This window comes from Psychrobacter sp. AT9 (assembly GCF_047272965.1).
GTDB classification, from domain to species: domain Bacteria; phylum Pseudomonadota; class Gammaproteobacteria; order Pseudomonadales; family Moraxellaceae; genus Psychrobacter; species Psychrobacter glaciei.
The window spans coordinates 2,699,327-2,719,325 of record NZ_JBKOTW010000001.1 but is presented as its reverse complement, the minus strand read 5'-3'; the positions used below and the strand labels follow the sequence as shown (position 1 = coordinate 2,719,325).

General features: G+C 44.0%; 19 protein-coding genes. 8 read left to right on the top strand and 11 right to left on the bottom strand.

The features are described from left to right. Positions 1-96 precede the first annotated feature (96 nt). Complete coding sequence (locus ACMFL8_RS11365) at positions 97-990, bottom strand: LysR family transcriptional regulator (protein ID WP_413191037.1); 894 nt, start codon at positions 988-990, stop codon at positions 97-99. Positions 991-1,186: 196 nt separating this feature from the next. Between ACMFL8_RS11365 and ACMFL8_RS11360 the strand changes: the two genes are divergently transcribed. After that, a complete protein-coding gene (locus ACMFL8_RS11360) occupies positions 1,187-2,311 on the top strand; it encodes an S-(hydroxymethyl)glutathione dehydrogenase/class III alcohol dehydrogenase (RefSeq protein WP_227669865.1) in 1,125 nt (374 codons plus the stop codon). A 131-nt stretch (positions 2,312-2,442) separates the two neighbouring features. Here ACMFL8_RS11360 and ACMFL8_RS11355 read toward each other — a convergent pair whose 3' ends face one another. The 3 genes from ACMFL8_RS11355 to ACMFL8_RS11345 all read right to left on the bottom strand — a co-directional run bounded on the left by ACMFL8_RS11355 (position 2,443) and on the right by ACMFL8_RS11345 (position 4,728). After that, on the bottom strand, positions 2,443-3,141 hold the full coding sequence (locus ACMFL8_RS11355; protein ID WP_413191036.1) for a haloacid dehalogenase type II: 699 nt from the start codon (positions 3,139-3,141) through the stop codon (positions 2,443-2,445). A gap of 55 nt (positions 3,142-3,196) precedes the next feature. Next, on the bottom strand, positions 3,197-3,850 hold the full coding sequence (locus ACMFL8_RS11350; RefSeq protein WP_010201018.1) for a DsbA family oxidoreductase: 654 nt from the start codon (positions 3,848-3,850) through the stop codon (positions 3,197-3,199). Between the two features lie 323 nt (positions 3,851-4,173). Further along, positions 4,174-4,728, bottom strand: coding sequence for a carboxymuconolactone decarboxylase family protein (locus ACMFL8_RS11345; protein WP_413191035.1), 555 nt, complete (start codon positions 4,726-4,728; stop codon positions 4,174-4,176). Between the two features lie 561 nt (positions 4,729-5,289). Here ACMFL8_RS11345 and ACMFL8_RS11340 point away from each other — a divergent pair. The 6 genes from ACMFL8_RS11340 (at position 5,290) to ACMFL8_RS11315 (ending at position 12,118) form a co-directional block, all read left to right on the top strand. Next, complete coding sequence (locus ACMFL8_RS11340; protein ID WP_413191034.1) at positions 5,290-5,961, top strand: 2Fe-2S iron-sulfur cluster-binding protein; 672 nt, start codon at positions 5,290-5,292, stop codon at positions 5,959-5,961. Then, positions 5,958-6,950 carry an FAD binding domain-containing protein gene (locus ACMFL8_RS11335; protein ID WP_413191033.1) on the top strand — a complete coding sequence of 331 codons (993 nt, stop codon included), beginning with the start codon at positions 5,958-5,960 and terminating at the stop codon, positions 6,948-6,950. The genes ACMFL8_RS11340 and ACMFL8_RS11335 overlap by 4 nt, the downstream gene beginning before the upstream one ends. A gap of 2 nt (positions 6,951-6,952) precedes the next feature. Further along, positions 6,953-9,391, top strand: coding sequence for a molybdopterin cofactor-binding domain-containing protein (locus ACMFL8_RS11330; RefSeq protein ID WP_413191032.1), 2,439 nt, complete (start codon positions 6,953-6,955; stop codon positions 9,389-9,391). A 113-nt stretch (positions 9,392-9,504) separates the two neighbouring features. Next, complete coding sequence (locus ACMFL8_RS11325) at positions 9,505-10,806, top strand: XdhC family protein (RefSeq protein WP_413191031.1); 1,302 nt, start codon at positions 9,505-9,507, stop codon at positions 10,804-10,806. Beyond that, on the top strand, positions 10,803-11,507 hold the full coding sequence (locus tag ACMFL8_RS11320; RefSeq protein ID WP_413191030.1) for a nucleotidyltransferase family protein: 705 nt from the start codon (positions 10,803-10,805) through the stop codon (positions 11,505-11,507). Before ACMFL8_RS11325 ends, ACMFL8_RS11320 begins: the two co-directional genes overlap by 4 nt. 32 nt (positions 11,508-11,539) lie before the next feature. Beyond that, a complete protein-coding gene (locus ACMFL8_RS11315; RefSeq protein ID WP_413191029.1) occupies positions 11,540-12,118 on the top strand; it encodes a GNAT family N-acetyltransferase in 579 nt (192 codons plus the stop codon). Positions 12,119-12,151: 33 nt separating this feature from the next. On the opposite strand, the gene ACMFL8_RS11310 is transcribed toward ACMFL8_RS11315, so the two are convergent. From ACMFL8_RS11310 to ACMFL8_RS11285, 6 genes are all read right to left on the bottom strand, one after another. Further along, entirely contained in the window at positions 12,152-12,829 is a 678-nt protein-coding gene (locus tag ACMFL8_RS11310) for a class I SAM-dependent methyltransferase (protein WP_413191028.1), read from the bottom strand. Positions 12,830-13,214: 385 nt separating this feature from the next. Beyond that, a complete protein-coding gene (locus ACMFL8_RS11305; protein ID WP_413191027.1) occupies positions 13,215-13,829 on the bottom strand; it encodes a hypothetical protein in 615 nt (204 codons plus the stop codon). 140 nt (positions 13,830-13,969) lie between these two features. Then, the gene (locus tag ACMFL8_RS11300) at positions 13,970-14,593 is read right to left on the bottom strand and encodes a hypothetical protein (RefSeq protein WP_413191026.1); all 624 of its coding nucleotides are present in this window, start codon (positions 14,591-14,593) and stop codon (positions 13,970-13,972) included. Between the two features lie 11 nt (positions 14,594-14,604). Beyond that, positions 14,605-15,354 (bottom strand): PhnD/SsuA/transferrin family substrate-binding protein, encoded by a 750-nt coding sequence (locus tag ACMFL8_RS11295; protein WP_201592333.1) that lies wholly within the window; start codon positions 15,352-15,354, stop codon positions 14,605-14,607. A 3-nt stretch (positions 15,355-15,357) separates the two neighbouring features. Continuing rightward, positions 15,358-15,852 (bottom strand): PAS domain-containing protein, encoded by a 495-nt coding sequence (locus tag ACMFL8_RS11290; RefSeq protein ID WP_413191025.1) that lies wholly within the window; start codon positions 15,850-15,852, stop codon positions 15,358-15,360. Positions 15,853-16,029: 177 nt separating this feature from the next. Continuing rightward, a complete protein-coding gene (locus tag ACMFL8_RS11285) occupies positions 16,030-16,392 on the bottom strand; it encodes a roadblock/LC7 domain-containing protein (RefSeq protein WP_010201036.1) in 363 nt (120 codons plus the stop codon). 545 nt (positions 16,393-16,937) lie between these two features. On the opposite strand from ACMFL8_RS11285, the gene gdhA reads away from it, so the two are divergent. Then, a complete protein-coding gene (gdhA, locus tag ACMFL8_RS11280; protein ID WP_413191024.1) occupies positions 16,938-18,284 on the top strand; it encodes an NADP-specific glutamate dehydrogenase in 1,347 nt (448 codons plus the stop codon). Between the two features lie 355 nt (positions 18,285-18,639). Here gdhA and hutI read toward each other — a convergent pair whose 3' ends face one another. Beyond that, complete coding sequence (gene hutI, locus ACMFL8_RS11275; protein WP_413191397.1) at positions 18,640-19,905, bottom strand: imidazolonepropionase; 1,266 nt, start codon at positions 19,903-19,905, stop codon at positions 18,640-18,642. Positions 19,906-19,999: the final 94 nt, after the last annotated feature.

Sequence of the window (19,999 nt, the reverse complement as noted above, 5' to 3'; positions counted from 1 at the left end):
TCTTCTAATATTACAGATATTTCTTAATGATAGTGGATAATATTCATTTTAAGTAAAACCGAATTTTAAGTAAAACCGAATAGTGGCTTTGTATGTTCATGCTAAATGCTCCGATAGATAATCTACCAGTAATCGAATCTTTGGCGATAAATGACGGTTGTGCGGATAGATAGCCCAGATACTTTCTTCAGGCTCTCTATAGTCATCCAACAAGCTGACCAGATCACCTGATGCTAAATACTGCTGCACATAATAATCCGGTAGCTGCACGATACCCAAACCTTTTAGCGCAGCATCAACTAGGCTATGACCACTGTTATATTGAACGCTGCCAGAAACGCGTAGATTTTTTTCTTTATCCGTATTTTTTCCAGAATCTATTTTGCCATCTTCTATAAAGTGCCAATAGTCACGTGTGCCTAGCAGACAATTATGTTGACTTAGCTCAGTCAAAGAGTGCGGTGTACCGTGTCTCTTAAGATAAGCTGGTGCGGCACAGACAAAATTCGTACGACGGCTGAGTTTTTTTGCCATCATCGTTGAATCGCTTAACTTGCCAATACGAATCGCCAAATCATAGCCACCGTCGATTAAGTCCATTTTTTGATTGCTCAAAAAAGCCGTTACTTCGATATCGCTGTATCGCACCATAAAATCATTGACCAGTGGTAATAATTGCTGCTCGCCATAAGTGACAGGAGCGGTCAGTTTAATCCTGCCTTGTGGCTTTGACTGTAGGTGGCTCACTGCTTGTTCAGCGGCATCCAAGCCATCAAGCACACCGCGGCAATGCTGATAAAACACGCGGCCTTCTTCGGTGAGTGAGACCTTGCGCGTGGTTCGATATAGCAATTTTATATTCAAGCGCTTTTCTAACGCGCTGATCTGCCGACTGACTTGCGCAGTCGAGAGGCTCAATTCTTTTGCGGCGCGCGTGAAGCTCTCATATTCTGCCACACAAACGAATTCGCTAATACCATCCCAGCGCATGATTGTTACCACTGTGTAAAAGATATTTGCAAATATAGCATATTGTTATCATCTCAGAAACAACTATAATTATCGACATAGAATGAAATGTTTTACAGACTGCTACAACTGTAGCTTGCCTCTATTAGGTAAGCACTATAAGCTGAATAGGTCTGCGCTGAATAAGCGATAAAATTAATTAAAAAGAGAGACAACTATGTCAGATAAATTTATCAAATCGAAAGCCGCCATTGCTTGGGGTCCAAACCAGCCGCTATCTATCGAAGAAGTGGATGTCATGCTGCCACGTAAAGGCGAAGTATTGGTAAAGATCATCGCCAGTGGCGTTTGTCATACCGATGCCTTTACCTTATCTGGTGAAGACCCAGAAGGCGTATTCCCAGCGATTTTGGGTCATGAGGGTGGCGGTATCGTTGAGCAAATCGGCGAAGGCGTGACCAGTGTCCAAGTTGGCGATCATGTTATTCCTTTATACACCGCAGAATGTGGCGTCTGTAAAATGTGTACCTCAGGCAAAACCAATTTGTGTTCAGCCGTGCGCGAGACCCAAGGTAAAGGTCTGATGCCAGACGGTACCACGCGTTTTTATAAAGATGGTGAGCCAATTTATCATTACATGGGCTGCTCAACTTTTTCTGAATATACTGTTTTGCCAGAGATTTCATTGGCTAAAGTCAATAAAGAAGCACCATTAGAAGAAGTTTGCTTGCTAGGTTGTGGCGTCACTACGGGTATGGGCGCGGTCATGAACACTGCAAAAGTCGAAGAGGGTGCTACGGTCGCTATCTTTGGCATGGGCGGTATTGGTCTGTCAGCGGTCATCGGTGCTGCCATGGCAAAAGCCAGTCGTATCATTGCGGTTGATATCAACGAGAGCAAATTTGAGCTGGCCAAAAAACTGGGCGCGACTGACTGCATCAATCCAAAAGATTATGACAAACCAATTCAAGAAGTCATCGTTGAGCTAACTGATGGCGGGGTTGATTACTCATTTGAGTGTATCGGTAACGTCGATGTGATGCGTTCCGCGCTTGAGTGCTGCCATAAAGGCTGGGGCGAGTCAGTTATCATCGGTGTCGCTGGTGCTGGGCAAGAAATCTCAACCCGTCCATTCCAGTTAGTGACTGGTCGAGTCTGGAAAGGTTCAGCATTTGGCGGCGTAAAAGGCCGTTCAGAATTACCAGGCTATGTTGAGCGTTACCTAGCGGGCGAAATCCCACTACAAGACTTCATTACCCATACCATGCCATTAGAAGACATCAACGAAGCGTTTGACTTGATGCATAAAGGCGAAAGTATTCGTACGGTTATTCATTTTTAAGAGTCAATCTTAAGGTAGTAGTTTTAAAATGAATATCGTGTCATAGCATTGATAAAAATGCCGCTTCTATTAGTAGAAGCGGCATTTTTTGTTTTATTGCTAAAAAGTTTGATTGCTAAAAATTAGAAGGGTTATTTGCTCTGATTATTAAGAATAATCTGATCGGTAAGCGTACCTAAATCTGATGCTATAAAATCAGGTGTGGGAACATTCGACGCTGATAGCAACGCATTATAAGGTCGCGTGAGAAATGCAGCGTGGCAACCAGCCGCTTGCGCGCCGATAGTATCCCAAAGGTGACAGGCGACCAAACACAACTCTGACACTTCAACAGACAACTCTTTGGCTACCATCTGATAGGTTTCAGGTGCAGGCTTAAACTTGCCGACAGTCTCAACGCTGAAGTGCTGCTCAAAAAACTGACTTAGCCCTGCTTTTTCTAATGGTGTTGGAGATGGACTGCTCGCTGAGTTGGTCAACGTCACCAGTCGAAACCCTGCTTCAGTTAGCTGGGTTAATGCTGGCACTGCATCAGGGTGGGCTGGCATGTTGCCCATACGCTCTTTTAACTCATCGATATCGCTTTTTGTCAGCGTGACATTATGAATATCAGCCGTCATCTGTAAGGCAGCGACGCCAAGTTCACCAAAGGGTGTATAAAGACCGGATAAGGTCATGGTTTGAGAATAAAGTACCAATTGGGCAAACCATTCTCTCAGTATTTTTTCATTATCAAATAAGCGAGAAAATAAAGGCGCGAGGGTATCAATATCGAGTAGCGTCTCATTGACGTCAAATACGATAATCGAAGGTGAATGCTCAGAAGACATAAGAGATTCCTTTATTAAGAGTCAATGTAAGAGTCAATGTAAGAGCTAATAAAACCTAGTCTGGCATGTCAGCCAACTGCTGCAAGATACTCGTGAAGTTCTCCACTCCTTGAGCACCGCTAACCAAATGACGCTCATTGAATATCACCGCAGGTACGCTTTGGATACCTTGCTGCTGCCAATGTTGCTCAGCGGCACGTACTTCTTTAGCAAAACGTTGGTCTTCCAGTACTGCTAGCGCCTCGCTACGATCAAGTCCAGTCTCCGACGCAATATCCGCGAGCACGGAATGATCAGAGATGTTTCTGCCATTGGTAAAGTGGGCGGTGAACAATGCTTGCTTTAACTCATGCATGCGACCTTGCTGATGCGCCCAATGTAAAAGCTGGTGCAAGTTAAAGGTGTTGTGCATACGCATGTCATCACTAAAGTTGAACTCAAAACCAACTTCACTACCAGCTTCCGTCATTCTTGCTCGGCTAGCGTCAGACTCTTGCTTGGTTGAGCCATACTTTTCGGCAATATGCTCCCGAAAATTTTGACCTTCGCTTGGCATATTAGGGTTTAGCTCGAACGGATGCCAATGAATTTCGTACTCGGTATTGGTTTGCTTGAGTGCTTCAGCCAACTGTCTATAACCAACGACGCACCAAGGACAAACGACATCTGATACGATATCTATGCGTAGGGGCTTCTCGATATTTTTCATATGACCTCTCGTTATTTACAAGTTTGTTATTCATGATTTTGGTATTTATGATGGTAATTATAGTCAGTGAAAAGTAATATCGATACATTACATACTGCTGACATCAATTTTTCTTGCTTACTGTGCCTGTGCAAACGGAGGCGACAAAAAATTGATATCAGCAATACCGTAGCGTTTTTAGGATACTTTGACTATAACTACCATCTTATTCAATAAGACTTTAACTGAAAAAACTGCTGCTCGATTGTTTTCGAACAGCAGTCTCTCTTACAGCAGTATAAAAACACCAGAGGGGTCATTACAACCCCAAATTGGCGGTTTAATTAGTCTGCTTTGTGCCATTCAAATTTTTGGAATGGCTTATCGATTGGCGTGTTGGCAAGATGGTTGGTGTAATTACTCATCACCTTTTGCGCCGCAGCAAGGATCACTTCTAGGATTTGGCGTTTGGTAAAGCCAGCATCCAAGAATGCTTGTACAGCAGCATCATCTACGTTACCGCGACCACGGATTACAGAGAGTGTAAAGTCACGTAGCGCTTCTAATTTCTCAGTCGGTAGTGTAGTTTCATTGCGCAATGCTTCGGTAATAGCATCATCCACTTTCATGCTTTTGGCGATACCAGTATGTGCAGGTACGCAATAATGACAAGCATGTTCGACGTTGATGGTTTGCCAGACAACGGTGACTTCTTCGTCATCGAAACTGCTGTCCAAAAATAACTGATGTAGACGTTGATAGCCTTCAAGCAACCCAGGCGCTTCAGCCATCACAGCATGCAAGTTTGGAACCATGCCAAATGCTTTGATAGAAACGTCTAGCAAGTCTTTGCTCTCTGCTGGTGCGCTTTCTTTGTCGTGTAATGTAAATTCGGTCATACAAAATCCTTAAAATAAATAGTTGTTAGGTTGTTTTTAAAGTGTTGTAGCTTAGATTTCTTAGATTAGATACCTTAAATCAGATCTCTTAAAAAGGACAAGTCAATTTGAGTGAATACTCAATTTAAACATGTCGATCTTCTCTAAGTGAATCAACTGCAACCACTATAAACAAATTTGAGTGATTGCTCAACAATGAATTGTGAAGATATATAGCCAATTTGTAACGGCCACCAAAAATATGACTCATAAAAGGATAATGACTATATTGAAGGTTTTACCGAACACATTTAAAACTTGTTTGATTGCCTACTGACGAATGTAGAAGACTGGCCAATGGAAAAAAGAGTCATTATTATAAATAAGATACCCGTTAGCAGCATCACTCACGTCTCGACACTCTCTATGATTAAAAACTACCTATGATTAAAAACTACACTGTAATAACTACAAAGTAAAAACAAAACAACTTTTTTCATACGTCATAATAAATTTATCGATGCCGTCTTTTGAGGCGTATTTTACCATTCCATTATATTCATCTGCCAGCGAGAAGCCAGCATGTCTACTTTGACCTTAACAATCAATAAACAAGATTATCAGCTCGATAATCTTGACGCCCGTACGACACTGCTCGACGTCTGTCGTCAGCACTTACGAATTACTGGACCTAAAAAAGGCTGTGACCACGGTCAATGCGGGGCTTGTACTATGCTCATCAATGGACGACGGGTTAATTCTTGTCTGACACTTGCCGTCATGCATGATGGTGATGACATCACAACGATTGAAGGCATCGGGATGCCGGATTCGTTATCAGAATTGCAACAAGCCTTTAAAGACAACGACGCATTTCAGTGCGGATATTGCACCCCAGGTCAGATTTGCTCAGCGACGGCACTAATAGAAGAGATCAAACAAAATTGGCCAAGCCATGTGAGCACAGACTTGCAACATCCTGACGGTCTCCTTGTACAAGAAATCGCTGAGCGCATGAGCGGTAATATATGTCGCTGTTCCGCTTATCCCAATATTATTAAAGCCATCTCGCAAGTGCTTGAGAGTCAATTGTCAGAGTCTAATATTCAAACAACGGACAATACTGCGCAAAATCCAAGCGTAACAGGTATCTGGTCACCACCGCCTAGCGAGGCGCAACTTGGTAAAGCTTCAGCAAATAATAAAATGGCAAATAATAAAACAGCAACTGCTACGACAGGAGGCCGCGCATGAGACGTTTTGAATACAGCCGTGCTGATGCACCAGAGCAAGCCGCGTTATCTGCTAGTAGCAAAGACGCTTTCTTCATCGCAGGTGGTACCAATTTATTAGACTTGATGAAGCTAGAGATCGAGACGCCAGTTAAATTGGTCGATATTACTCGTCTAGAATTAGAACAGATTGAGACTACTGCCGATGGTGGTCTACGTATTGGCACGCTTGTGACCAATAGCGATTTGGCAGCGCATCCTGACGTTATTGCAAATTACCCAGTATTGTCCCGAGCGATTTTGGCAGGAGCAACGGGTCAGTTGCGTAATAAAGCGACCACTGGTGGCAACTTCTTGCAGCGCACTCGTTGTTACTATTTTTATCAAACGGATAGTGCCTGCAACAAGCGTGAACCGGGGTCAGGTTGTCCTGCCATCAACGGCGAGAACCGTACGTTGGCTATTGTAGGAACCAGTGACGCCTGTATTGCTCAGCATCCCTCTGATATGGCAGTGGCCATGCGCTTACTGGATGCCACAATAGAGACAGTCAAAGCGGATGGCTCGACTCGTGCTATCGATGTAAAAGATTTTTATTGCTTGCCAAAAGATACGCCGCATATCGAAAACGTATTAGAGGCAGGCGAGCTTATCACTCATGTTGTCTTACCTGCACCTGTTCAAGGTATGCACACTTATGACAAGGTACGTGATCGCGCCTCATATGCGTTTGCGCTAGTATCTTGTGCGGCAGTGATAGACGCTGATGAGAGCGGTAATCTAAAAACAGTACGATTGGCATTTGGTGGTATCGGTACTGAGCCATGGCGTAATGAAGAGGTTGAGGCACTGTTAACGGATACCAATGGCAATACTGATGTGATCACGCAAGCCGCCGATCTGTTATTGAATGATGCCAAAGGTAATGGTCAAAACGACTTTAAGATACCGTTGACGCGTCGCCTACTAAAACAAGTCATTCAGCGCGCACTAGCGGGCGAGGGAGCATAATCATGTCATTATTTGAATCAATCACTCAGTCAGAACCGACCAAAAAAATGACCATGGATGAGCCTGTCGAGTCTCTGTTTAGCAAAACGGCGAGCAAACTGGTCGGTAAGCCAATCAACCGTATCGATGGCTCGTTAAAGGTTAGCGGTCAAGCGCATTATAGTGCGGAAATCCACTTAGATAATAAAGCCTACGGTGTTTTGGTCGGTGCGACCATTGCCAAAGGTCAAGTCGAGAACATTGATAGCAGTTCTTTAGACGGCATTCCTAATATTATTAAGGTTGTCACAGATCCTAAGCATTTTTTGCGCAACTCTCAGCAAGGTGGATTAAAAAAAGCGCCAAAGCAGGGAGCGACTGAGATTTTTTATCATGGTCAGCCTATTGCTGTGGTAATCGCTGAAACCTTTGAGGCAGCAACAGAAGGAGCAAATGCGCTTAAAGTCACTTATAAAGATGAGACTGATCAGGCAGCATTGAATTTTACTAAAGAGCTGTCTAACGCCCATGCAGTCGATGAAAAAAAAGGCTCTGACAAAAACTATGTCCAAGGCGATCCAGAACAAGGACTGATTGACTCCGAGGTGACGCTCGATCGCTTTTACCATACGCCGAGTCAAAACAGCTCTGCCATGGAGCCACATGTGACATTGGCACATTGGGAAGACGACAAACTTATTCTTTATACTGCCAACCAAATGCTTGCGTCTTGTAAGCAGCAAGTCATGGACGCCTTAAACTTAAACAAAGACCAAGTTCAGTTAATCGCGCACTATGTCGGCGGTGGGTTTGGTAGCAAGCTGGGTATCGCCCCTGAGTCTATTGCCGCTGCGATCGCTGCAAAAGATTTGGGTCGACCAGTACTGATCACCATGACGCGTCCACAAGTGATGGAAGCGACAGTCAGACGCTCAAACACTCGTCAGCGCATTGCGATTGGCTGTGACAAGGACGGCGTTATCGATACGTTGATTCATGATACTATTTCTAGCAATTTGCCTGGAGAGGCATTCTTTGAGCCGACTGCTTTGTCTACGCACTATCTATACAGTGGTAAAAACCGCCGTGTAAACTATGAAATGGTAGACATGAACCAAGTGCTATCAGGCTCGATGCGTGCGCCTGGTGAGGCGGTTGGCATGATTGCCGTTGAATGTGCGATGGATGAGTTGGCTTCACAATTAGATATTGATCCTATCGAGCTGCGTCGCCGCAATGAACCCGAAAAAGACCCTAGTAAAGACATTCCGTTTTCGTCACGGCAGCTGATTGCTTGTATGGAGCAAGGTGCTGAACAGTTCGGTTGGAATCAGCGAAATGCCAAACCTGCCAGTCAATTAGAAGGCGATTGGTGGATAGGAACGGGCATGGCAGCTGCAGCACGTGGGAATCAATTACAGCCTTCTGAAGCACGCGCAACTCTACAAGTAGACAAGTCAAAAGCGCTCGGTGTCAAAGCAGTTATCGAGACAGACATGACGGATATCGGTACTGGGTCTTATACTGTGTTCTCTCAAGTAGCCGCAGATTTACTAGGACTACCCATTGACCATATTGAGATGAAACTGGGCGATAGTGCATTTCCGCCCGCAGCAGGTTCAGGTGGTAGTTGGGGAGCGGCGAGTGCAGGTAGTGGCGTCTACCTCGCTTGTGAACAACTGCGTGAGATGTTAGCAGAAAAAGTAGGTCTATACCCTGATACGATTCAGCTAGATAATGGTCAAATTAAGCAAGTAGGCAAGCACGATTTAACAGCTATAGAGGCAGCCAAAGAGAACAGTCAAGCGTTCGCTGATAGCACTATTGATAAAATATCTGAAACGACCGGAGTTTCATTTTCAGAGAATGTATTAGAAGAACAGTCAGAATCAGAAAAATATAATTTTGACAATACAGAGTCTTATACGCTTGCAGATGTAGTCGCTAGCTATGAGGATCAAAGAATCAGTGCCAAAGGACAGATAAAGCCGGGTAAAAATGGTAAGAAGTATCGTCAGTCCTCTTTTGGCGCGAACTTCGCTGAAGTAGCCGTGCATAAAGTCACTGGTGAAATTCGAGTGAAACGTATGACGGGCGCATTTGCCGCAGGTCGTATCCTTAATCACAAAACAGCGACTTCGCAATGCTATGGTGGCATGGTATTTGGTATTGGTTCAGCGTTGATGGAAGAGGTTATTCACGATAAACGTGACGGTCGCCTGTGTAACCATGACCTCGCTGAGTACCACGTTCCCGTCAATGCAGATGTCCCGCAGTTGGATGTGATATTGGTAGAAGAAGATGATCCTTATACCAACCCAATGCACATCAAAGGTATTGGTGAGACTGCGATTGCAGGTGCTGCCGCAGCGATTGCTAACGCTGTCTACAATGCCGTTGGCGTACGTGTTTATGATTTTCCGATTACCCTCGATAAGCTGCTTTATGAGATGCCAGAGTAATTTTTTTAAGCCATATGTACGACAGGAACCCGCTTAATGAGCGGGTTTTTATAACTGAATCAGCAGTATCATTTCATCATTATCAAAAAAATAAATATCAAATAAGAGGTGTTATGAATCAAGTCGCTGACATTCTTGAGCTGGCAAGTAAGGCTAAGCAGCAAGGCGTTGATGCTGTATTGGCAACTGTCGTACGTACTGAGGGCTCAGCATATCGCCGTGCTGGCGCGATGATGCTAATCTGTGAAGATGGTCGCTCAGTTGGGATGATTAGTGGCGGCTGCTTGGAGCCGCATATTACCAAACGTGCCTTTTGGCTTACTCGTGGTGGTGCCAATGTGCAAGTTTATCAGACGGGTGATGACATTAAATATGCTGACGATGGCCAAGTGCAAGCAGGTGCTAAGCAAGATAACTTAGATAGCGATGTAGATGACGATTTAGATGACGTGGACTTCGATGAGCTCAATTTCGGCTTGGGCTGTAATGGGCGAGTGCATGTACTGTTTGAGCGATTAGCAACGGCTGAGCCACTGTTAGAGAAGATTCGTCAAGTTCGACGTAATCAGCAGCCGATTACTATGGCTACTTTAATTCGCACTAATGATTGGCAGCATCAAGATTCTGTATCGCAAAACAGTGATAATTTGCAAATTGGGATGCGTATTAATTTAGATGAATACCGCAGTTTCGAAGGTATCTCAGAACAAGGGAAAATAGCTCTTTCAAGCATACTTACCAATACCGTAGAAGAATTAGCAAAATATAAGCTGTCTGATAAAAATGCCGAATATGTGATAGTGGAAAACGGTGAGGCAACAACAGAGTGGCTCGTGCAACGCCTGCAACCACAATTGCGTCTATTGATTTGCGGGGCAGGTAACGATGTGATGCCACTGGTGACCATGGCCAAGCTACAGGACTGGCATGTGACAGTTATAGATAGTCGCGCGCAATATGCGACGCGCATACGTTTTCCTCAAGCGGATGCGGTGATGTCGCTATCTTTAGATGACAGTGAGACTTTGCTTCAGCTGAGCCATAACGCAGCAGTCGCTCTGATGTCACACAGCTTGACCCAAGATCGTGCTCGTTTAGCGATACTATTAGAGCATCCAGACAATTATAAATACTTAGGACAGTTGGGGCCGCGCTACCGGACCGAACGGTTAATCAATGAGATTAGCATAAACCTTAGTAATCCTACTATGTTAGAAGCTGGTATTCATAAATTGCATTATCCGATTGGCTACAAGCTTGGTGGAGATGGCCCTGAGGCGCTCGCGCTCGGTATCATGGCAGAGATAAATGCGGTCATGCACAATCAAATCCCAATAGAAGGCGGCTCGTACAATAATTCTTCAAATATCCCAGCGATGAGTAGCGATACGGATATTGTATCGAGTATCGTATGAGCAAGAGTACATTTACAGAAGGTACTGAGCGACAGAGACAAAATCATGCGGTCATTATCTTGGCAAGTGGACTCAGTCGGCGTCTCGGTCAACCAAAACAGATACTTTTTAAGGATGGCGAGCCGTTAATTGCCTGCATGACTCGACTGGCATTGGGGAATAACCCGCAAGCTATCGTTGTCGTTATTCCTGATAATCGTCGTTTGATTACCAGTGCGATTACAGAGTTAACTCTGCAGCATCCATCGGTTCAAATAGTGGTGAATCCACAACCTGACACAGGTATGGCGCATAGTTTAAGTTTGGGTATTGAGACCATCGCTAGTTTTGAAAATCAATCAATCAATCGAGTGCTCATCATGGGAGTGGATCAAGTGTTACTAGACGAGTTGCATTTGACGGCTTTGCTCGCTGGCAAGCAGGCTGTGGTTGCGAGTAACTATCACCATTGGCAACCTTTAGAAAAACACCAAAGTCTGCATAAAGGTGCATCTGATATCATAGGTTTACCTTTAGCAATTAACTATAAATTGCTTAGACAGTGGCAGTCAGCATTGATAGGCGATAAAGGGCTTCGTAACCTAATCAGAGGATTGCCTGCCGATCAAATAGGTAAGGTCGATAATGATCAACTTAGCTATGACATTGATACGCCTGAGCAGCTAGCATATGCAAAACAACAAGGCTGGCTCGATGGTTAGCTTTACGAATATAATTTATTTTAAATCATGAGATGCGAGAGAATAAAATCATAAATACGATAGAAACTGAACGCCTCTACCTCAGACAATGGCAAGCAAGCGACTTTGCGACCTTTGCCGACATGAATGCTGATCCAGAAGTAATGCAATACTTTCCTAAGCTATTAACCCCTAGAGTAAGCGATATCATCGCCAATAAGTGCCAGCAGCTTATTGCAGATAATGGCTGGGGGCTTTGGGCAGTTAGCCTAAAAGGTGATGAAGAAAATAGCGGTGGCTTTATCGGGTTTGTAGGCTTGAATGACACGCACGCAGATATGTCGTTTGCCCCTGCGGTTGAGATTGCATGGCGGTTACATAGTGACTATTGGGGACAAGGGTATGCTACTGAAGCTGCCCGTGCGTCTTTGAATTTTGCCTTTACCGAGCTGGGGCTTGATGAAGTGGTTTCATTTACGGCGGTCATTAATAAGCGCTCGCAACTGATCATGCAGCGCATTGGTATGACAGATACGCAAGACAATTTCTATCATCCTGCGCTCAAATCAACTCATCCGCTTGCTGAGCATGTGTTGTACAAGATATCTCGTCAGCAGTGGGAAAATATATAGAAAACTTACTGTAAAAGGGCTCTGTATTTTTTATCAATTTTGACCAGTCTCAATCCGCGAAAATGTCAAAATATGCCCCTTAAAAGGTAAATCTAAGTAAGTAGTATTCTCGGGCTTGACGTGCTTGCTGCTAAAACCAAACTCAGCCATCTTATTAGTCAGTTTGTTTTTGCGACCACGACCAGGATCGACCACGATGACCTCGCAGGTTGGCATAGCATGACGGTCAATGAACTCAGCCAGTATATCAATATGCTGGTCTTCGTAGAGCAAGTCGCTGCCGATAATCATATCAAACTTGCCAAGATGGCTATTGTCTTCTGCCCAGTCTAAACGCTCAAAATTGATCTCTTTGTTATTATTCAGCGTGGTATTTCTATCAAGGAAATACTCAACCGTTGGATGATAGTCGGTCGCTGTGATGTCCGCATGTCTATGATTGAGTAGCAGACTAGAGAGCGCCATACCGCAGCCAACTTCCAAAATACGTTTGCCTGCGATATCGTAATCGAGCATGTGATTGGCCAGTACCAAGCTTGACGGCCATATCACCCCAAACATCGGCCAAGAAGCCGAGCAAATGCCCAAATTCAACGCTTCATCGTCAGGGTCACTAAATTGTTGGTTGTCACGTAAGGTGCAAATATGGATATCGGTGTTGCCAATTTCAATCGTTTGATAACGCACGCGCACAGTGGTCAGCGAAGTCATAAACTGTCCTAAAAATAAGCAAGAATGCAAAGTTTGGCAGAGGTTGCCACTTTCAGTAAGGTAGGACGTTGGACGAGGTGATTTAAATCTTGGAGGCTTTATATTTTGTAGAAACTAGGGTTTTATAGAAACTTAAACAGCGGTAAGAAAACATCTTACATGCATGAGAGGAGTATGACCTAAACGTTGACAAGTTGTTGTTAATTCTGAGGGTATTCTTATTACTGTGTGAAATTGACTAGAATTAGAAAGCCGTATAAAAATGAATGGCATGAGAGGAGTTGGTGTAAGGGACGGCAGTGCGCTTGATTTTATATAAGCGCACTGAGTATTATTATAGTGTGAAAGATCGATGTTGAGCAGTATATCAATTGGTTCAACTGAATTAATTCAGAAATCTTAGTCCAGAGGTTTTTAGCGCCCATACCAGCTCTACAAAGGCACGGCTATTGGTCAAAGGTTCGCCATCGATGATGAGAACGTAGCCAGCATTATCTATCCATAAAAACACAAAGCTGGTCTCAGGAATGAGCAGGTCAACTTGCTGAAAGAATGAGATAGCTTGGCTTTCTACTGCCCACCCACGTTGCTTTTGTCGTAGCATAAATCCTGAAAAATCAGCTGCCGCGACACTGAGCATATCTGCTTCTTCTTGGCTGTAGCCAATACGTGCCAAGCAAAATCCTTCATCAGAGCCAATGGCAGCACGGCGTTTGCCCGATAAGCTGGCAACCACATAGGGCAAAAACTGATCTAATGGCAGATTGGGTGCTGGCAATAGGAGAGACAGTTTTTCAATCCAGCCATGTTCTATAAAGCTCTGTAGCCATTCATCAGAATAACGCTGGAGCCAATCAGCAGCGAGCAATGTCTGATCATAAGACAATAAATCCTGTAATGCCAGCTGCTCAGCAGTCGGTTCGTTTTGTGAAAATGCTTCAAAAATACCGGCTGGGGTCAGAGTCAAATATGTTTTAGCAGCATTTAAATAAGAAGACATAGTAACTACCATTATGATGAAAGTGATTAATAAGTGACAAATTAGGCTTTCATCTCGTTGAATTCAAATAATTTCGATACAAGGAAACCGAGCGCAAGTTATACATTAGTATGCTTAGCGAGGATGACGATGTAGCGGATTTATATGGATTTGGCTATAGTTTGATCAAGGTGCTGTTGGCAATTATCCCAACGCATATCGAATTGCCAATCACTTTTGCCCAAGCGAAACCATACTAAGGAAAACGCCAAACGATCATTGCGCGCGATACAGTGGGCAAAAAACTCATTTTCGATTTGCTCAATCGTGCCCCAATCTTTGTCATCACGCGCTTGCATCAGCTCCGTCGTGATGTCTTTAGCGATTTCTTTGGCATCATCGCTACTGATACGTAACCGTTGTTTTTGCTCATTTAGAGAAGGTGATATCAATACGCTCCAGCGGGTCGCGAGCATACTATTGCGTTGAATATATCTTTTCTTATCGATACAGTCGCGGAACCCTTGTTGAATATGAGGGTACAGGCGATCTTTGACACGAATAAACAAGTTGTTTACATCGTAAGGAATGTCATACCAACAGCCATAAAAGAAGTCTGCAACAGCACCTTGCAGCGGTTCTCTTTCAGTCAATAGTAGCGCCGCATTGATACGTTGTTCATGAAAGTGACGGTTGTTGGGTGCCAAAAATACTTTGCGCGAGTAAAACCGAAATGCTCGGTGCGCGACTTTCTCATTCTCTTTGATAAGGTCTACATCAGACATAATGGTGTTCCTCAGTCCAGCAAGGTCTGCATCAAATCTATCATAAATTCGGCGTCTTCTTCGTTCATCGCCTCAAACCCTTGCGGCATACCAAGCTCGGCCAAGGCTTTTTTACCATCATCATCGTTGTGCAGATTGAGAATGGCTTCTATAAATATTTGTGCATCAGGGAAGCCGTCTTTGATAAGTAGCACGTGGCTGATGTCAGCCAAGTCACTTTCGATAAGTACGGATAGCTGGGTCTTGGTCAACCGCGAAAAGCTATGAAAAATCTCTGCCAAAAAGAACGCGGCTTGGGCATCCCCTTTAATGACTTTGCGGGCAGCTGCCTGATAGGTTTCAGTGACATCCCATGTCAGATCAGATTCTTCGATATCAACCGCTTCTAGCAATCGTAAGCCAATCAGTTTGACATCTCGGTTGTCTGCCATGGCGATGGTAGCGCCAGCCTGAATGTCTTCTAAGTGGTTAATGTCGCTATTTGCAGCAGCGGCAATGACCATTTCATCAGACTTTCCGATAGGGCGGGCAACGGCACGGTAGCCTTGCTCACGGATTAGGGTTGCGGCATCAAAAGGGTTGGCGTAAATGACCTGAATGTCACCCGCATTAATGACTTGCTCTTGCTCAGCATGTGATGCAGGGATGTTCAAGTGCATATTTAAATTGGCACGTTTTTGAATCAACGTATTGAACATGTGCCAGCCTGCAAAACGCTCAGGTGAAAAATCTGGGGCGATTAACATATTGTGTGTCGTCATGATTTAGCCTTCCTCGTTTTGTTTCATTTGGGCATATTGCGCCATTGCCGCTTCGATTTTGCTGCGTGATGGCTTGCGTCGTACGGATGTATAGCCTACGGTTTCGCCATGACGAACGTTAGGGACGACGGTTGCATAGACCCAATAATGACTACCATCTTTGCATAAGTTTTTGACATAGCCATGCCATTTTTTTCCAGACTCAGCAGTGTCCCACAGGTCTTTATAAGCTGCTTTTGGCATGTCAGGATGGCGCAAAATATAATGCTGCTGGCCAATCAATTCATCGACATGGTAACCGCTAATCTCAACAAAAGCATCGTTGACGTGTGTGAGTATGCCATCCAAATCGGTACGCGATACAATCAATTTTCCATCTGGATAAGGGCGTTCGATGCCCGTGTCATAGACAGTACGCGACGTGCCATCGTGGTAAGTCAGGGTAATCTGTTCGGCAGGCATATCAGGCTTGTGTGCATCAGGGATTGGAGAACCCATGGTCATCTCCTTCATTGGTCGTTATGTAGTCAATCCTGCATAAATTGGATACGGTGTCAGCCTTGCTTAGTCTACTATTTGTAGTACTTTCACCCGGCTTCCTTGTATCCAAATTATATTGAACCGACTATGTTTATAGTAATTAAAAAGCGAATAAATTCGATAAGCAGTCGCCAATCAAATGAGCTTTGCAAGGGCTTCTGAGGCACGTTTGATATCTAAGAATATCAAACCAAGCTTGGCATTTGGTTTTGCCATAATAGTGAGTACCGCCTCATCTCCCGATGACGTCATAATAACGTAGCCTTTTTCACCCTGAATCATAATACGATCGATACTGCCACGTGCCAATTCACGACCTGCACGATCACCCAACGATAATAATGCTGCTGACATAGCACCCACACGGTCTTCGTCGACGCCAGTTGGCAGAGCTGAAGCAATCATCAGACCATCGTTAGAGATTAGGGCAGATGCTTCAACATCTGCTGATGAGCTGTTTAGGTCTTCTAGTATCTGTTGAAATGAATCGGTACGCATATCGCTTTCTCTGTACTGGTGATTGGTTTGTATTTATGAACTAGCTGAATTAGCCAGAAATATCCTTGTTATAAGAAAGGTATTATAATTCCTTACTAATAATATTGATATACATTTGCTCAATAAAAAGCGAGTTTTTTGGTATTTTTTACCGTTTATCATCAAATATTTTCCTTTTGTCTTTATTTTTTAGAGAGAAATGACATTTTTCTATTATGTCTAGTCGATGAGCGGTTAAACGTGACAGCTAAAATTTAGCCAACAAAAATTGCTTATAGAGATTTATGATGGAGATATTTACTAGACTTATCAGTCTTAAAGATGGTATATAGTTATAAGACGAAAAATGTTGACACTTATCTATTTTCTATAGATATATGAATTCAGTCAGCTTTCTTAATCCCATCTGTCTCTACAAACGCTAACGTGTTGTAGGGACGATTTTAGTTTTACATCAACGTTCGCAATCTCATTATCCGTTGTGATATGACGTGACGCTGACGTAAGTAAATATGATCCCCAGTTTTATCCTAAGGAAGAGACGTATGAGTATCAGTCAGGCCATCGAAAAAATCGAAGCACGTTATGCGCATCAGCCAGAGTTTATTCAAGCAGTAAAAGAGGTGGCGATTACGATTCAACCTTTATACGATGCTCATCCTGAATATAGTGCATTGAAAGTATTTGAGCGTTTGGTGGAGCCTGATCGGGTATTTGGTTTTCGTGTTAATTGGGAGGATGATAAAGGCGACGTACAAGTCAATCGTGGCTGGCGTGTGCAGTTCTGTAATGCTTTGGGACCTTATAAAGGGGGTCTTAGATTCCATCCTACCGTCAATCAGTCGGTACTAAAGTTCTTAGGCTTTGAGCAAATCTTTAAAAATGCCCTAACTGGCTTGCCTATTGGTGGCGGTAAAGGCGGGTCAGATTTCGACCCTAAAGGTAAAACAGACAGTGAGATTCGCCGTTTTTGCTACGCTTTCATGCGTGAGCTACATCATTATGTGAGCAAAGATATGGATGTGCCTGCCGGTGACATCGGCGTCGGTGGTCGAGAAGTCAGCTACATGTTTGCGATGTATAAGAATTTAACACGCGAATCAACAGGTGTTATCACTGGAAAAGGTGTGGGCTTCGGTGGCAGCTTGATGCGTACAGAAGCGACTGGCTATGGTGCGGTATATTTCTTAGAAAATATGCTTCTTGCCCAAAATGACACGCTCAAAGGTAAAAAGGTGCTGATATCAGGGGCAGGTAATGTCTCATTACATGCTGCCGAAAAAGTGAATGCACTTGGTGGTATGGCAATAACGGTCTCTGACTCGCAAGGAACTTTGCATGATGAAAAGGGTCTTAATCAAGAAAAAATCGATTGGCTCAAAGAACAAAAACAGCAGAACAAGCCGTTAGCAGATTATGTTGGTGTTCATGGTGGAGAGTGGCTTGCCAAGCAAAAACCATGGCAGTTTAAGGCTGATATTGCGATTCCATGTGCTACTCAAAATGAAGTCAATGAAGCTGATGCCAAACTGTTCGTCGAAAATGGCGTGAAGTACGTGGTCGAAGGCGCTAATATGCCACTCACTGCTGAAGCGATTGACTATATCCGTTTGCACCGAGTCCATTATGCACCTGGTAAAGCTGCTAATGCTGGCGGGGTAGCAGTATCTGCGCTTGAAATGTCGCAAAACTCTGTCCGTCAATATCAAACCTTTGAGCAAGTCGATGAGCGTCTAAAAGGTATTATGAAAGATATCCACGACAGTGCTGCGAACGCTTCAGAACAATATGGTCAAACTGACAATGGTTATGTCGACTATATGGCTGGTGCCAATATGGTTGGTTTCAAACGTGTGGCTGATGCGTTGGTCGCTTTTGGTATTTTGAACTAGTCTTACTTATATGGGTTAAACAAGCCTTAATAGTTGGTTCATATGGACAAATAGCGAAGCCCCAATCACTGAATGATTGGGGCTTTTCTTATGATGACCAATAAAAATGAATTATAGTCAGTTCAGAATAAAATCGATATATTACTTATAGTCAAAGAACTCTAAAATGGGTACAAGGCAGCCGACTGTAGATTGTACAAGTAGTACATCTAAGGAGGGTAACGCCGTAGCGGTTTAGTAGTTCACCGACTATAGGTGCGACTGGTATAAATTTTCCTTGCTTGCTGCTATCACAGAGGCTACGAAAAATTCATCCCAGTCGCACTGTCTCTATTTTAAAGTAAACTCACTATAGCTATACCATTTCGCGCCATTTTCCTTGAACCATGATACCTTGGATAGGGTTCAACCCCATCTGATAGGCCAAGTCAGCAGGACGAGCGATATCCCATAGCGCTAAATCAGCATCACAGCCCACTTCTATTCTGCCTTTATTAGGTAATCCTAACGCTTGTGCTGCATAAACGGTCGAGCCTGCCAATACTTCTTCGGGCGTCAGGTAAAATAACGTACATCCCATATTCATCGTCAACAACAGCGACGTTAACGGTGAGGTGCCAGGGTTACAATCGGTTGAAATAGCCATAGGAACGTGATGTTTACGCAGTGCGTCAATTGGTGGCAGCTTAGTGTCACGTAGCGTATAAAACGCCCCTGGAAGTATCACGGCAACGGTATTGCTAGCCGCCATTTTTTTGATGTCTTCTTCTGACAAATGCTCTAGATGGTCGCTCGATAGGCCTTTATATTCAGCAACTAAGGCACTACCGCCTATATCAGACAGCTGCTCAGAGTGCAGTTTGACTGGTAGATCCAATGAGCGAGCCACTTCAAACACTCGTCTGATTTGCTCAGTACCAAAGGCGATATTTTCACAGAAACCATCGACTGCATCGACTAAACCTTCTGCATGTAGAATCGGCAGCCACTCGCAAACTTGCTCAATATAGTCGTCCGCATGGTCTTTGTACTCAGTGGGTAGGGCATGCGCCGCTAGGTAAGTGGTGCTCACATGGATATCGTATTTCTTTCCTAGCTGACGGGCGACCGTGAGCATTTTGCGTTCAGTGTCTAAGTCCAAGCCATAACCAGATTTGATTTCGATACTGGTAACGCCTTCTTTCATAAGTGCGACTAAGCGTTTTTCGCTTTGTGCAAATAGCGATTCAATATTGGCGGCGCGGGTAGCACTGACCGTTGCGACAATACCGCCGCCTTGTGCAGCAATGTCTTGATAACTAACGCCCTGCAATCGCGCTTCGAACTCATTGCTACGGTTGCCAGCATAGACGATATGCGTATGACAGTCGATAAGTCCCGGGGTTATCCATTTACCATCCACGTCTGTGATTTGGCTAGCTTGATATTTAGGTAAATGAGCAGTGATTTGATCGTGTGTGCCAATCCAAGCGACTTTGCCATTTTTAATACCGATGGCCGCATTATGCAGCTGACCGTATGGATTACTATCAGCTTGATTGTCGGCATAAATATCAAACCTGTGTTGCTCTGAAAACGTCGCAATATTGGCGTTAATAATGACATGGTCAAATGATTTCATAGTAGACTCGTCGAGCGTCTGTTCTGTAGGATTTTTCAATACGGAGTTCTTTGATTCATTCATAATATGCTCCTAAATTATTGGGAGGCTAATG

Coding starts and splice junctions, on each gene's coding strand:
- ACMFL8_RS11325 (WP_413191031.1), top strand. CDS start 9,505: ATGAATCAAGTCGCTGACATTCTTGAGCTGGCAAGTAAGGCTAAGCAG.
- ACMFL8_RS11365 (WP_413191037.1), bottom strand. CDS start 990: ATGCGCTGGGATGGTATTAGCGAATTCGTTTGTGTGGCAGAATATGAG.
- ACMFL8_RS11295 (WP_201592333.1), bottom strand. CDS start 15,354: ATGACGACACACAATATGTTAATCGCCCCAGATTTTTCACCTGAGCGT.
- ACMFL8_RS11335 (WP_413191033.1), top strand. CDS start 5,958: ATGAGACGTTTTGAATACAGCCGTGCTGATGCACCAGAGCAAGCCGCG.
- ACMFL8_RS11350 (WP_010201018.1), bottom strand. CDS start 3,850: ATGAAAAATATCGAGAAGCCCCTACGCATAGATATCGTATCAGATGTC.
- ACMFL8_RS11330 (WP_413191032.1), top strand. CDS start 6,953: ATGTCATTATTTGAATCAATCACTCAGTCAGAACCGACCAAAAAAATG.
- ACMFL8_RS11300 (WP_413191026.1), bottom strand. CDS start 14,593: ATGTCTGATGTAGACCTTATCAAAGAGAATGAGAAAGTCGCGCACCGA.
- ACMFL8_RS11305 (WP_413191027.1), bottom strand. CDS start 13,829: ATGTCTTCTTATTTAAATGCTGCTAAAACATATTTGACTCTGACCCCA.
- ACMFL8_RS11320 (WP_413191030.1), top strand. CDS start 10,803: ATGAGCAAGAGTACATTTACAGAAGGTACTGAGCGACAGAGACAAAAT.
- ACMFL8_RS11315 (WP_413191029.1), top strand. CDS start 11,540: ATGCGAGAGAATAAAATCATAAATACGATAGAAACTGAACGCCTCTAC.
- ACMFL8_RS11345 (WP_413191035.1), bottom strand. CDS start 4,728: ATGACCGAATTTACATTACACGACAAAGAAAGCGCACCAGCAGAGAGC.
- ACMFL8_RS11360 (WP_227669865.1), top strand. CDS start 1,187: ATGTCAGATAAATTTATCAAATCGAAAGCCGCCATTGCTTGGGGTCCA.
- gdhA (WP_413191024.1), top strand. CDS start 16,938: ATGAGTATCAGTCAGGCCATCGAAAAAATCGAAGCACGTTATGCGCAT.
- hutI (WP_413191397.1), bottom strand. CDS start 19,905: ATGAAATCATTTGACCATGTCATTATTAACGCCAATATTGCGACGTTT.
- ACMFL8_RS11355 (WP_413191036.1), bottom strand. CDS start 3,141: ATGTCTTCTGAGCATTCACCTTCGATTATCGTATTTGACGTCAATGAG.
- ACMFL8_RS11285 (WP_010201036.1), bottom strand. CDS start 16,392: ATGCGTACCGATTCATTTCAACAGATACTAGAAGACCTAAACAGCTCA.
- ACMFL8_RS11290 (WP_413191025.1), bottom strand. CDS start 15,852: ATGGGTTCTCCAATCCCTGATGCACACAAGCCTGATATGCCTGCCGAA.
- ACMFL8_RS11340 (WP_413191034.1), top strand. CDS start 5,290: ATGTCTACTTTGACCTTAACAATCAATAAACAAGATTATCAGCTCGAT.
- ACMFL8_RS11310 (WP_413191028.1), bottom strand. CDS start 12,829: ATGACTTCGCTGACCACTGTGCGCGTGCGTTATCAAACGATTGAAATT.